The sequence below is a fragment of the Pectobacterium carotovorum genome, assembly GCF_033898505.1.
In the GTDB taxonomy this organism is placed as follows: domain Bacteria; phylum Pseudomonadota; class Gammaproteobacteria; order Enterobacterales; family Enterobacteriaceae; genus Pectobacterium; species Pectobacterium carotovorum_J.
Genome location: NZ_JAXAFK010000004.1, coordinates 256272 through 269740, shown reverse-complemented (window position 1 = coordinate 269740; position 13469 = coordinate 256272). Strand labels below are relative to the sequence as shown.

The following is a 13469-nucleotide window of genomic DNA, read 5'->3' as shown; positions in this document are numbered from 1 at the left end:
AGCATGCAACTGAATTCCACCGAAATCAGCGAACTGATCAAGCAGCGCATTGCTCAGTTCAATGTGGTGAGCGAAGCTCACAATGAAGGTACTATTGTTTCCGTCAGCGACGGAATCATCCGCGTCCACGGTCTGGCAGACGTGATGCAGGGAGAGATGATCTCTCTGCCGGGTAACCGTTATGCGATCGCACTGAACCTGGAGCGCGACTCCGTTGGTGCGGTAGTTATGGGCCCGTATGCGGATCTGGCTGAAGGCATGAAAGTAAAATGCACCGGCCGTATTCTTGAAGTTCCAGTTGGCCGTGGCCTGCTGGGTCGTGTGGTCAACACGCTGGGCGCACCGATTGACGGTAAAGGCGCACTGGATCACGACGGTTTCTCTGCGGTTGAAGCGATTGCGCCTGGCGTTATCGAACGTCAATCCGTTGATGAGCCAGTACAAACGGGCTATAAGTCCGTTGACGCCATGATTCCAATCGGTCGTGGTCAGCGTGAGCTGATTATCGGTGACCGTCAGACGGGTAAAACCGCTCTGGCTATCGACGCCATCATCAACCAGCGTGATTCTGGCATCAAATGTGTGTACGTCGCTATCGGCCAGAAAGCTTCCACGATTTCTAACGTGGTGCGTAAACTGGAAGAGCACGGCGCACTGGAAAACACCATTGTTGTCGTTGCTACCGCGTCCGAGTCTGCTGCTCTGCAATATCTGGCACCGTATGCCGGCTGTGCGATGGGCGAGTATTTCCGCGACCGCGGTGAAGATGCGCTGATTATTTATGATGACCTGTCCAAACAGGCCGTTGCTTATCGTCAGATTTCTCTGCTGCTCCGTCGTCCACCAGGTCGTGAAGCTTATCCTGGTGACGTTTTCTATCTCCACTCCCGTTTGCTGGAGCGTGCATCGCGCGTTAACGCCGATTACGTTGAAGCATTCACCAAGGGTGAAGTGAAGGGGAAAACCGGTTCGTTGACCGCTCTGCCGATCATCGAAACGCAAGCAGGTGACGTTTCTGCGTTCGTTCCGACCAACGTAATTTCTATTACCGATGGTCAGATCTTCCTGGAATCCAACCTGTTTAACGCCGGTATTCGTCCTGCGGTTAACCCTGGGATCTCCGTATCCCGTGTGGGTGGTGCAGCACAGACCAAGATCATGAAGAAACTGTCCGGTGGTATTCGTACCGCTCTGGCACAGTACCGTGAACTGGCGGCATTCTCTCAGTTCGCTTCCGACCTTGATGATGCAACTCGTAAGCAGTTGAGCCACGGTCAGAAAGTGACCGAGTTGCTGAAGCAGAAACAGTATGCGCCGATGTCTGTCGCACAGCAGTCTCTGGTTCTGTTTGCGGCGGAACGTGGTTATCTGGAAGATGTTGAGCTGTCGAAAGTCGGTAGCTTTGAAGCGGCACTGCTGGCTTATGCTGACCGTGAGCATGGCGAACTTCTGCAACAAATCGACCAAACTGGCGCTTATAACGATGAGATCGAGGGCAAATTTAAAGGCATCCTCGATACTTTTAAGGCAACCCAGTCCTGGTAACGCCCGGTGGCCTGCTGTAAAGCAGGCCGCAAGGCTTTGAGGAGAAGCAAAGATGGCCGGCGCAAAAGAGATACGTAGTAAGATCGCAAGCGTCCAAAATACGCAGAAGATCACCAAAGCAATGGAAATGGTCGCCGCTTCCAAAATGCGTAAATCGCAGGATCGTATGGCGGCCAGCCGTCCTTATGCGGAAACCATACGCAATGTGATTGGTCACCTTGCGTTAGGAAATCTGGAATATAAACACCCGTACCTGGAAGAACGCGACGTTAAGCGCGTTGGGTATTTGGTGGTGTCTACTGACCGTGGCCTGTGCGGTGGCTTGAACATTAACCTGTTCAAGAAACTGTTGGCTGATATGAAATCCTGGAGCGACAAAGGCGTTGAAACTGATTTAGCGCTGATTGGTTCCAAAGCGGTTTCTTTCTTCGGTTCGGTAGGCGGAAACATTGTTGCTCAGGTTACCGGTATGGGAGACAACCCTTCCGTATCAGAACTGATCGGCCCGGTTAAAGTTATGCTGCAAGCCTATGACGAAGGTCGTCTGGACAAGCTGTATATCGTAAGCAACAAGTTTATCAATACCATGTCTCAGGAACCGCTTGTTGTTCAAGTGTTACCGTTACCGCCTTCGGATGACGGTGAGTTGAAGAAGAAATCCTGGGATTACCTGTATGAACCCGATCCTAAGTCGCTGCTGGATACCCTGCTGCGCCGTTATGTAGAATCTCAGGTTTATCAGGGCGTCGTAGAAAATCTGGCCAGTGAGCAGGCCGCGCGAATGGTTGCGATGAAAGCCGCGACCGATAACGGCGGTAGCCTGATCAAAGAGCTGCAGTTGGTATACAACAAAGCTCGTCAGGCCAGCATTACCCAGGAACTCACCGAAATCGTCGGGGGAGCCTCCGCGGTTTAAAGCAGGTTTACGAATTACGTATTGTCGAATTACGTAGAGGATTCAAGATGGCTACTGGAAAGATTATCCAGGTAATCGGCGCCGTGGTGGACGTCGAGTTCCCGCAAGATGCCGTACCGAAGGTGTACGATGCGCTTGAGGTAGAGAACGGCGCTGAAAAACTGGTGCTGGAAGTACAGCAGCAGTTGGGCGGCGGTATTGTTCGCTGTATCGCAATGGGTTCTTCTGACGGTCTGCGTCGCGGGTTGAACGTGAATAACCTGGACCACCCGATCGAAGTACCGGTAGGTAAAGCAACGCTGGGTCGTATCATGAACGTGTTGGGTGAACCCATCGACATGAAAGGCGACATCGGCGAAGAAGAGCGTTGGGCTATTCACCGCGCAGCTCCGAGCTATGAAGAGCTGTCAAACTCACAGGAGCTGCTGGAAACCGGCATCAAGGTTATCGACCTGATGTGTCCGTTTGCCAAGGGCGGTAAAGTGGGTCTGTTCGGTGGTGCGGGCGTAGGTAAAACCGTAAACATGATGGAGCTGATCCGTAACATCGCGATCGAGCACTCCGGTTACTCCGTGTTTGCAGGCGTGGGTGAGCGTACCCGTGAAGGTAACGACTTCTACCACGAAATGACCGATTCCAACGTAATCGACAAAGTATCACTGGTTTATGGCCAGATGAATGAGCCACCAGGTAACCGTCTGCGCGTTGCGTTGACCGGTCTGACCATGGCGGAAAAATTCCGTGATGAAGGCCGTGACGTACTGCTGTTCGTCGATAACATCTACCGTTATACCCTGGCTGGTACGGAAGTATCCGCACTGCTGGGTCGTATGCCTTCTGCGGTAGGTTATCAGCCGACGCTGGCGGAAGAGATGGGCGTTCTACAAGAACGTATCACCTCAACCAAAACCGGTTCTATCACCTCCGTTCAGGCCGTTTACGTTCCTGCGGATGACTTGACTGACCCATCTCCAGCCACCACCTTTGCTCACTTGGATGCAACCGTGGTACTGAGCCGTCAGATCGCTTCTCTGGGTATCTACCCAGCCGTTGACCCGCTGGATTCCACCAGCCGTCAGCTGGATCCGTTGGTTGTTGGTCAGGAACACTATGATGTTGCCCGTGGCGTGCAGTCTATTCTGCAACGTTATCAGGAACTGAAAGACATCATCGCGATTCTGGGTATGGACGAGCTGTCTGAAGAAGACAAGCTGGTGGTATCTCGTGCGCGTAAAATTCAGCGCTTCCTGTCACAGCCGTTCTTCGTAGCGGAAGTATTTACCGGTTCTCCAGGTAAATACGTTGCCCTGAAAGACACCATCCGTGGCTTTAAAGGGATTATGGAAGGCGAATACGACCACCTGCCAGAGCAGGCGTTCTACATGGTTGGTTCCATTGACGAAGTCGTGGAAAAAGCCAAGAAACTGTAACGCCTTGTAGGAGGGTGACATGGCTATGACTTACCATCTGGATGTCGTGAGTGCAGAACAGCAAATGTTCTCCGGTCTGGTGCAGAAGATCCAGGTAACGGGGAGCGAAGGCGAACTGGGTATTTATCCGGGACATGCCCCTCTGCTTACTGCCATTAAGCCTGGTATGGTTCGTATCGTTAAGCAGCACGGTGAGGAAGAGTATATTTATCTTTCTGGCGGCATCCTTGAGGTGCAGCCGAATACCGTTACCGTACTGTCTGATACCGCTATCCGTGGGCAGGATCTGGATGAAGCACGTGCGCTGGAAGCGAAACGCAAAGCTGAAGATCATATCCGTAATTCGCATGGCGATGTGGATTATGCTCAGGCTTCAGCTGAGCTGAGCAAAGCGATTGCGAAGCTGCGCGTTATCGAGCTGACCAGAAAAGCGATGTAACAGATAAGCTTGCAGTAATTGAAGGCCAGTCAGTATGAACTGACTGGCCTTTTTACATTTAAGCGTATGTGACATATAAAAATGCCTGCGAAAGCAGGCATTAAGAGCACGGATAAACCCATTTACTACTGCTCGATATGCTTTGTCAGCCCCCTACCTTGTTAGGCGGGGGCTTGAAGCCCTTATTTTTTCTTCAGGAAGTCGCCAAGTACCAGATTGCCTTTGGCATCACGCGTAAACGTCTCAGGGATGGCTACCGAAACGAAATTATTTACGGTGATTTCCTTACCTTGCGCGTTAACCGAACGGTCGCCTTTGATGAAATAGTTGGTGTTATCGATATTGCCGACAACTGCATCATCATATTTACCCGCTTTGGTTTTCAGCGAAACGTTGTTCTTGAAGACGCCTTGTTTTTCCGGGCCTGAGTAAGGGCTTGGGCGGAAAATAAAGTTAAAGCGTTCGTTATCTAACGCGATGTTGTCTTCAACGATCAGTGCGCCAGGGTTGAAGTTGTCAGTGAAACCATCAAGCTTGTTACCCACGGCAATGCTGTGTTTAACCTGATGCGCCACCGGCTGACCTTCGCCACCCATTTTGAAACCGTTACTGGTGTTGTTCATGGCAATTGAGTTCTCGATCACCACAACGCCGTTTGCACCGTCTTCGATTTTGTTAAACAGGTCGAAGCCGTCATCGATGTTGTTGTGTGAGAACGCGCCGCGAATCACGTTGCCTTCACCGACACGCATTTTCACCGCGAAACCGTCGGCGTTAATTTTGCCTGGATCCTGGTTGCTGTGAGATTCAGAGTTCAGGATCAGGTTATGGCTGGCCCACAGCGGTCTGCCTACATCGGCCGTTGAGGTCACCTGAATACCGGTATCGTCAGCGTGGTGCGCCAGAACGCGTTCGATGGTGTTGTAGCTCCCCTCGATACGGAACGGTTTCTCTGTGATTTCAATCCCTTTAACATGCCAATGGCTCGCTTTCAGCTGTAGGCCGTGAATGACGGCTTTATTACTGACAGCAAACAGGTTTTTGACGGCTTTTTGCTGGCCGCTGGCGCTGACAGGGATTTCAGCCGCGCTGTAATCACCATCGTTGAGCCAAATGGTACCACCTGCTGGCAGAGCGGCGACGGCGCTGGCTAAATCGAGCGGTGCATTTTTACTGCCGTCATTGCTGGCTGAACCTTGTGGCGAAACATACAGATTTTTAGCGTCTGCGTAGGCCACTCTTTCAACCTTGAATGTGCTCTCTTTTACCGCTTTATCATCCCCTTCCGCAGGCTGATAGGCTATCTTGAACTCAGCGCCGTTGCCGGCAATTTTCGCAGGCAGAGAGAAGGTCTCTCCCGCTTTTACCTGCTTGGCATCGCCCAGAGATTTACCGTCTTGTGATACTGCGATCGTGCCGTTGTAATTGGCTTTCGCCTGCACAACATAGTGTTCACTGGTGGTTTTAGGCGATGACATCACCTGAAGCAAAGGATCATAAGCCTTAGCCTTAAACTCCGGTGACGCTTTGGTTTGCGCTGGCGTGGTGGTCAACTGAGCATTGCTGACGGTGATTTTGGCGTTACGGGAGGCAAAGAAACCGACGTAGTAGTGGTCTTTATCCAGCTTGGTAACGACGTCCGCGCCTTTGACTTCTTTTGATACCCAGTTATCCGTGCCTTTCGGTGCATAAGAGGTAATGAAACCGTCGTTGGTACGTTCCAGTTTCAGGCGGAACGTCGGCGTTTGCTCCAGATTCACATTTTCCTGATAGCTGGTTTTGGTAATCTTGGCGCCTGCGTTGCCCCACGGCTGTGTCACGCCATTGCGCAAAATAGCCTGTAGTTTAATTTCGGTATGAGACTTTTTATCCTGCGTCATGATGGCGTTCATCACCATGTTGGACGCAGCAGGGAACTCTTCATACCCTTCTTTCAGCGGTTGCTGACGCGGCACGCCGATAATATCGCGCACCAGAATCCCTGCCCCTTCCTGAGCCGCAGGTTTGGCGCCGTTTTCAGGCCCAAACTGTTCCACGGTAATATCAGACTGAAGCGTAAAATTCACATTGGCAGGCAACTGCGTATAGAAAAACGTCAGTCCGTCATGGGTATTGGCTATTTTTCCGCCACGACTCTCGATCGTGATCGGCGCGGACAAATCAGCGTTATCTCCCGGCGCTAATTTCTTGCCGTTAATAGTGACGTCGTTAACACCAATTTTTTCCGGCAGGACATTGGATGAGAAGTTTACGTCTGTTGATTGACCAAAGGCGATGCCGTGCCAGACTGGCGTTGATTCTGTCGCGGCGTGTGTACTGAAGCTGAAAAGTAATGCATTCGTCAACGCGACGGCTGCGAGGCGTGAAGAACGGTGTTTCCGTAAAGAATCACATTTTGGTGAAGAACAACGTTTCATTGTATCTCCTTCGTTATTGAATTATTCGCCCGCGTATATTGCTATAAATGAAACGCTGTTTCTTTTGCGTGTGTCACAAATGGAAATACTTAAAAACAAAGTCTGTTTTTTATGAAACCCTGTGCCATTTCTGTTTTTGGGGACTTCACTCTCCCGTCATGAGTATTCGTCGTTTTGTGCGAGATTTTCAGAAAAAACTCACCAAAAAGTATCCGCGTTATGCATGAGTTTCGGTAAACTCTGGTTATTCATGCCGTAACAGGCTAGCCATTTTTATTCTTGCGGAGCGATGGCTTCGCACTGTCAGGATGCTTATGTCAAATAGTGCTATGAGTGTGGTGATCCTTGCTGCGGGTAAAGGAACCCGTATGTATTCCGACCTTCCCAAGGTGTTACATAAACTGGCAGGTAAGCCGATGGTTCAGCACGTCATTGATGCGGCAATGACAACAGGCGCACAGCACGTTCATCTGGTCTATGGTCACGGCGGTGATTTACTCAAACGTGAATTGACCGATCCAGCCTTGAACTGGGTACTGCAGGCGGAACAGTTGGGAACCGGCCATGCGATGCAGCAAGCTGCCCCTTATTTTGCCGATGATGAAGACATCCTGATGTTGTATGGCGATGTGCCGCTGATTTCGCCACAAACGCTGGGGCGTTTACGTCAGGCTAAGCCGCAGGGCGGTATCGGCCTGTTGACGGTGAAACTGGACGATCCGACGGGCTATGGGCGAATTGTGCGTGAAAACGGTGCTGTTGTGGGGATCGTCGAGCACAAGGATGCCAGTGAAGAGCAGCGCCAGATTAACGAGATCAATACCGGCATTTTGATTGCGAACGGCAAGGATTTGAAGCGTTGGTTAAGCCAGCTGAATAACAATAATTCACAAGGCGAGTTTTACATCACTGATATCATTGCGATGGCAGCGGAAGAGGGTCAGCGTGTTGAAGCGGTTCATCCCGAGCGGCTGAGTGAAGTGGAGGGCGTCAATAATCGCCTGCAACTGTCGGCGCTGGAGCGGGTTTATCAGCGTGAACAGGCAGATAAGCTGCTGCTGGCCGGTGTGATGCTGCTCGATCCGGCACGGTTTGATCTGCGTGGCGAGTTGACCCATGGTCGCGATGTGGTGATTGATGTCAATGTCGTTGTTGAAGGTAATGTTAAGCTAGGCAACCGGGTGAAAATCGGCGCAGGCTGTGTGATTAAAAACAGCACCATTGGCGACGGTTGTGAAATCAGTCCTTACTCTGTGTTGGAAGACGCCGTGTTAGAAGCAGAGTGTACCGTTGGCCCGTTTGCCCGTTTGCGTCCAGGCGCTGAACTGGCTGAAGGCGCGCATGTCGGTAACTTTGTCGAATTGAAAAAGGCGCGTTTAGGCAAAGGATCAAAAGCGGGTCACCTGAGCTATTTGGGTGATGCGGATATCGGTTCCGGTGTTAATATTGGCGCGGGAACGATCACCTGTAATTATGACGGTGCGAATAAACACAAAACGATTATTGGCGACGACGTATTTGTCGGTTCGGATAGCCAATTGGTGGCACCCGTTAGCGTTGCCAGCGGTGCGACCATTGGTGCGGGAACAACGGTTACGCGTGATGTAGCAGAGAATGAGCTGGTGGTCGGCCGCGTGAAACAGCGGCATATTTCCGGCTGGCAGCGTCCAGTGAAAAAGAAATAATATTTAATGCCTCCGCAGTGGCGGAGGCAGTTTTGTCCTGTACGTTGGCCGATCCCCCGAGGGGTTTCCCAGAGTACAGAACAAAACATAATAATCCCCAACTCTCTACAAGGCTCGGGGAACCCGGAAAAACCGGAACAATCAGGTCTAAGACATCCCTGGTGACACAATATGTCACTTTTATAGGAATACCATCGATGTGTGGAATTGTAGGCGCAGTTGCGCAACGTGATGTTGCTGAAATTTTGTTGGAAGGTTTACGCCGTCTTGAGTATCGCGGCTATGACTCTGCGGGGTTAGCGGTTGTTGATAGCGAAGGAAATGTCGCCCGTTTACGCCGTCTGGGGAAAGTGCAGGTACTGTCTCAGGCAGCCGAAGAGTGTGAGTTGCACGGTGGTACCGGTATCGCCCACACCCGTTGGGCAACGCACGGCGAACCTTCTGAAGAGAACGCACACCCGCATGTTTCTGAACATATCACTATCGTCCATAACGGCATTATCGAAAACCACGAACCGCTGCGCGAGCTGATGATCGGTCGCGGTTATCGTTTCGTTTCTGAAACCGATACGGAAGTCGTTGCCCATCTGGTTCATTTTGAACAGCAGCAGAACGGCGGCACGCTGGTTGAGGTGGTTAAGCGTGTGATCCCACAGCTGCGCGGTGCGTATGGCATGGTGGTGTTGGATAACCGCGACCCAAGCGTACTGGTTGCCGCGCGTTCTGGTAGTCCGTTGGTGATTGGCCGTGGTGTTGGTGAGAACTTCATTGCTTCCGATCAGCTGGCGCTGCTGCCCGTGACGCGTCGCTTTATGTTCCTGGAAGAAGGCGACATCGCGGAAATCACCCGTCGTGACGTGCGCGTGTTTGATAAAGCCGGCCAGCTTGCTACACGCGAAGAAATTGAATCAAAAGTGAATTACGATGCGGGTGACAAAGGCGCGTATCGTCACTACATGCAGAAAGAGATCTACGAACAGCCGATGGCGATCAAGAACACCCTCGAAGGGCGTTTCAGTCACGGCGAAATTAATCTTTCTGAATTAGGCCCGAAAGCGGATGAACTGCTGGCGAAGGTTGAGCACGTTCAGATCATCGCCTGCGGGACGTCTTACAACTCTGGCATGGTTTCTCGCTACTGGTTTGAAGCGCTGGCGGGAATTCCGTGCGACGTAGAAATCGCTTCAGAATTCCGCTACCGCAAGCCTGCGGTGCGTAAGAACAGCCTGATGATTACCCTGTCTCAGTCCGGTGAAACGGCGGATACGCTGGCAGCGCTGCGTTTGTCCAAAGAACTGGGCTATCTGGGATCGCTGGCTATCTGTAACGTTGCTGGTTCCTCGCTGGTGCGTGAATCCGATCTGGCACTGATGACCAAAGCGGGCGTAGAGATTGGCGTGGCGTCGACCAAAGCCTTCACCACCCAGCTTACCGTTCTGCTGATGCTGGTGGCGCGCGTTGGCCGTCTGCGTGGTATGGATGCGCAGATTGAGCATGACATCGTTCATGGTTTGCAGGCGCTGCCTGCGCGTATTGAGCAGATGCTGTCTCAGGACAAGCTCATCGAATCTCTGGCAGAAGGTTTCTCTGACAAGCACCATGCGCTGTTCCTTGGCCGTGGCGATCAGTATCCGATCGCAATGGAGGGCGCGCTGAAGCTGAAGGAGATCTCTTACATCCACGCGGAAGCCTATGCGGCAGGCGAGCTGAAACACGGCCCGCTGGCGCTGATCGATGCGGATATGCCGGTTGTAGTGGTAGCGCCGAACAACGAACTGTTGGAGAAATTGAAATCCAACATCGAAGAAGTGCGGGCGCGCGGTGGTGAACTGTATGTTTTCGCAGATGAAGATGCCGGTTTCACCAGCAGCGAAAATATGAAAATTATTCCACTGCCGCACATCGAAGAAGTGATCGCGCCAATCTTCTATACGGTGCCGTTGCAGCTGCTGTCTTATCACGTCGCGCTGATTAAAGGCACTGATGTCGATCAGCCACGTAACCTGGCGAAATCCGTTACTGTTGAGTAATTTTTAAAAAACGAAGGTAAATAGCCCTGGTGCTACTTACCTTCGTTTATTTTTCATATTACGGCTCATTTTTTCTTCCCCATTTTTTTTAAGCTCTCCAAACTCTCCTCATTAAAATTTATTCGGTATATTGGTTTACCCATATTGAATACTGACTCGTTCTTAATATGAATAACAAACAACAATACCTGGATATCGCCGAGGGAAAGGGCGAAAAAGCGCCTTCAACGATGGTGGCCTTTTCCTCACGAGAGATGAACTATCCGCTGCTGGAAAGCCTGTTAGAGGCGCAGTCATTCTTTACTGATGGTGAAATAAGCTATCCCGAACAGGGGCAAGGCGGGTTCTTTTATACCTGTCGCCATCAGGATAGAGAGCTGACCTTTTATCTTGAGGTATCGGAGCGCGATCCCGAGAATAAAATCACGCCGATACATTCAACCGACCCAATTTCACCTGAACTGCTGGCGCAGGCTAATGCGGCAACGCAGGAAGTGATGGTCGAGTGTCTTTTTGGGCAAAACCCGCTGGAAGACTACGTTCATCAGCTTCGTTTATTAAGTGCGGTGGTACCGGATTTTCTCCTGGGGATCGATATTTCTGCCGCCGGTAACGTGTTTACCCGCGAATGGCTGAATTTTCAGCTAGAGGATGATGTCCTGCCGGAAATTGAATCGTTGTATACCATTCATGCCGTGTACGACACCGAGAACGATCCGCCAACGACATTCTGGTTTCACTCGCATGGTCTGGCGCGATGCGGCCTGACGGAAGCGGAACTAGTCATTCCAGAGACGCTGAGTTCGTATTATGGCATCCCGGATTTATTCAGAAGTTTTGTCAATAATGCCATTCAAAATCAGCAAATTACCTTTAATGAGCCGATTCTGTGCGGACAAACGGACAGCGGCTATGAATATTTGGTGGCGTTGCCGTTTGAAGAAGGGCTACGGCATGTGAATCAATCCACGCCGATTGACCAACTGCGGCCTCTGGAAGAGATGCGCTACGATCTGGAAGGGACGCCGGAAGGCGTGTTTCTGGGCGATCGCGCCGATCGGGATGATGTGCATCAGGAGCCTTCCTGTATGCTGTTTCGTACCAACGAAGAAAACCCGGTACTGCAAACGTTCTTTAAAGGATTTGATGAGCAGAATGCCATCATGTTCTGGCGTACGAATGCGGAAACGGCAGAAATGTCGCGTAAGGCGCAGCTGCGCTGGCGTTATTTCGTCAATATGTTTAAAAACTACCATGTGAGTGACGAACCGGCTAAGCAGGGATTTTTAGCTAAGCTACTAAAAAAATCACCGAAGCCTGTCGAAAATGAATGGCGCTTTATGGTGAAGTTTGGCATCCCTCATGGCGAAGAGGGAGAAGAGCGTGAGCACATGTGGTTTATACCTGAAAAAATCCACGATACGGTCGTCACGGGAACATTAATCAATCATCCGTTCTACGTTGAGGATATGCAGGAAGGTGGTGTGTATTCCGTTGATATATCACGGGTAACTGACTGGGCGATTTATTATCAGGGCGATAGCTATAAGCCTGATACGATTTACAAACTGCTTAGCCATAGCCAGACTCACTGACTTTGCTTCTTTACCAGTCAGAACGCGTGTTCTGGCTGGTTGCCCCTGAATTTTCCCGCTTACGGTCTCTTTGTCATAAAACTGTCATATTGTGTACATTTTACTGTCACTAAATTGTCCTATTTTTCCTCCTGCGAACTACACTCTGATTTGATAACTCTGATTGATAACGACTCCACGTCGACACGTCGATTATCCCACAGGAGGGATTATGAAACTGATGCGTACCACTCTTGCCAGTGTTGTTGCGGCAACCTTTTCTCTGACGGCATTCTCTGCTTTTGCTGCTGCTAACCTCACCGGTGCCGGTGCGACATTCCCTGCGCCTGTTTATGCTAAATGGGCTGACTCTTATCAAAAAGAAACCGGTAATAAAGTTAACTATCAAGGAATCGGTTCTTCTGGCGGTGTAAAACAGATTGTCGCTAAAACTGTAGACTTCGGTGCTTCTGATGCGCCGCTGGCTGACGACAAATTAGCACAGGATGGTTTATTCCAGTTCCCTACCGTTATCGGTGGCGTGGTACTGGCAGTGAACGTTCCTGGTATCAAATCTGGCGAATTGACGCTGGATGGTAAAACACTGGGTGATATCTACCTGGGCAACATCAAAAAATGGAACGACCCGGCAATCACCAAACTGAACCCGAATGCCAAGCTGCCGGATCAGGATATCGCTGTCGTTCGTCGTGCTGACGGTTCTGGTACTTCTTTCGTGTTCACCAGCTACCTGGCGAAAGTGAATGCCGAGTGGAAAGAGAAAGTCGGTTCTGGCTCTACCGTTAACTGGCCAACCGGTCTGGGCGGTAAAGGTAACGATGGTATCGCAGCGTTCGTACAGCGTCTGCCTGGTTCTATCGGTTACGTAGAATATGCGTATGCCAAGCAGAACAACCTGGCCTACACCAAACTGATTTCTGCTGATGGTAAGCCAGTTAGCCCGACTGAACAGAGCTTCAGCAACGCGGCTAAAGAGATCGACTGGAGCAAATCTTTTGCTCAGGATCTGACCAACCAGAAAGGCGCGGACGCGTGGCCAATCACGTCAACTACCTTCATCCTGGTTCACACCAAGCAGGATAAACCTGAGCAGGGCGCTGAAGTGTTGAAATTCTTCGACTGGGCGTTCAAGAAAGGCGGCGAGCAGGCTACTGCTCTGGATTACGCCACACTGCCAAAAGAAGTGGTTGAGCAAATCCGTGCTGCCTGGAAAACCCAGGTAAAAGACAGCAACGGTAAAGCGCTGTACTAATTATTGCATCAACAACGTATTGCATCGACCTCGTGTTGATAACCAAAACGTGATGAGGTTGTCAGGTTCTGGGAAATACGTAGTGGAATAACAAGTCGTATCGGGGCGGAGAGGTAATCATAACCTCTCTGCCTTTCATATGTAGTTAAAAATGAGAAGA

9 protein-coding genes are annotated in these 13469 nt (G+C 50.8%); 8 read left to right on the top strand and 1 reads right to left on the bottom strand.

The window, feature by feature from the left end:
* The first annotated feature begins 3 nt into the window (after positions 1–3).
* Genes atpA through R9X49_RS18280 form a run of 4 tightly spaced genes read left to right on the top strand, consistent with a single transcriptional unit; the run spans position 4 to position 4330 of the window.
* A complete protein-coding gene (atpA, locus tag R9X49_RS18295; RefSeq protein WP_005976551.1) occupies positions 4–1545 on the top strand; it encodes a F0F1 ATP synthase subunit alpha in 1542 nt (513 codons plus the stop codon).
* A gap of 52 nt (positions 1546–1597) precedes the next feature.
* Entirely contained in the window at positions 1598–2461 is an 864-nt protein-coding gene (gene atpG / locus R9X49_RS18290; RefSeq protein WP_015842330.1) for a F0F1 ATP synthase subunit gamma, read from the top strand.
* Positions 2462–2508: 47 nt separating this feature from the next.
* The gene (atpD, locus tag R9X49_RS18285) at positions 2509–3891 is read left to right on the top strand and encodes a F0F1 ATP synthase subunit beta (protein WP_015842331.1); all 1383 of its coding nucleotides are present in this window, start codon (positions 2509–2511) and stop codon (positions 3889–3891) included.
* Between the two features lie 19 nt (positions 3892–3910).
* Positions 3911–4330, top strand: coding sequence for a F0F1 ATP synthase subunit epsilon (locus tag R9X49_RS18280; protein WP_015842332.1), 420 nt, complete (start codon positions 3911–3913; stop codon positions 4328–4330).
* 182 nt (positions 4331–4512) lie between these two features.
* Here R9X49_RS18280 and pelX read toward each other — a convergent pair whose 3' ends face one another.
* On the bottom strand, positions 4513–6747 hold the full coding sequence (pelX, locus tag R9X49_RS18275) for a pectate disaccharide-lyase PelX (RefSeq protein WP_319849764.1): 2235 nt from the start codon (positions 6745–6747) through the stop codon (positions 4513–4515).
* Positions 6748–7061: 314 nt separating this feature from the next.
* Here pelX and glmU point away from each other — a divergent pair, with 314 nt between their 5' ends.
* From glmU to pstS, 4 genes are all read left to right on the top strand, one after another.
* Positions 7062–8432, top strand: coding sequence for a bifunctional UDP-N-acetylglucosamine diphosphorylase/glucosamine-1-phosphate N-acetyltransferase GlmU (glmU, locus tag R9X49_RS18270; RefSeq protein ID WP_319849763.1), 1371 nt, complete (start codon positions 7062–7064; stop codon positions 8430–8432).
* A 197-nt stretch (positions 8433–8629) separates the two neighbouring features.
* Positions 8630–10462 (top strand): glutamine--fructose-6-phosphate transaminase (isomerizing), encoded by a 1833-nt coding sequence (gene glmS / locus R9X49_RS18265; RefSeq protein WP_319849762.1) that lies wholly within the window; start codon positions 8630–8632, stop codon positions 10460–10462.
* Positions 10463–10629: 167 nt separating this feature from the next.
* Complete coding sequence (locus R9X49_RS18260; RefSeq protein WP_319849761.1) at positions 10630–12057, top strand: DUF4026 domain-containing protein; 1428 nt, start codon at positions 10630–10632, stop codon at positions 12055–12057.
* 211 nt (positions 12058–12268) lie between these two features.
* Positions 12269–13309: a phosphate ABC transporter substrate-binding protein PstS gene (pstS, locus tag R9X49_RS18255; RefSeq protein WP_319849760.1), complete on the top strand. Its 1041-nt coding sequence runs from the start codon at positions 12269–12271 to the stop codon at positions 13307–13309.
* Positions 13310–13469 lie beyond the last annotated feature (160 nt).

Excerpts from the sequence above, each read along its gene's own strand:
- atpG (WP_015842330.1), top strand. The coding sequence starts at position 1,598 with ATGGCCGGCGCAAAAGAGATACGTAGTAAGATCGCAAGCGTCCAAAAT.
- R9X49_RS18280 (WP_015842332.1), top strand. The coding sequence starts at position 3,911 with ATGGCTATGACTTACCATCTGGATGTCGTGAGTGCAGAACAGCAAATG.
- pelX (WP_319849764.1), bottom strand. The coding sequence starts at position 6,747 with ATGAAACGTTGTTCTTCACCAAAATGTGATTCTTTACGGAAACACCGT.
- atpD (WP_015842331.1), top strand. The coding sequence starts at position 2,509 with ATGGCTACTGGAAAGATTATCCAGGTAATCGGCGCCGTGGTGGACGTC.
- glmS (WP_319849762.1), top strand. The coding sequence starts at position 8,630 with ATGTGTGGAATTGTAGGCGCAGTTGCGCAACGTGATGTTGCTGAAATT.
- R9X49_RS18260 (WP_319849761.1), top strand. The coding sequence starts at position 10,630 with ATGAATAACAAACAACAATACCTGGATATCGCCGAGGGAAAGGGCGAA.
- pstS (WP_319849760.1), top strand. The coding sequence starts at position 12,269 with ATGAAACTGATGCGTACCACTCTTGCCAGTGTTGTTGCGGCAACCTTT.
- atpA (WP_005976551.1), top strand. The coding sequence starts at position 4 with ATGCAACTGAATTCCACCGAAATCAGCGAACTGATCAAGCAGCGCATT.
- glmU (WP_319849763.1), top strand. The coding sequence starts at position 7,062 with ATGTCAAATAGTGCTATGAGTGTGGTGATCCTTGCTGCGGGTAAAGGA.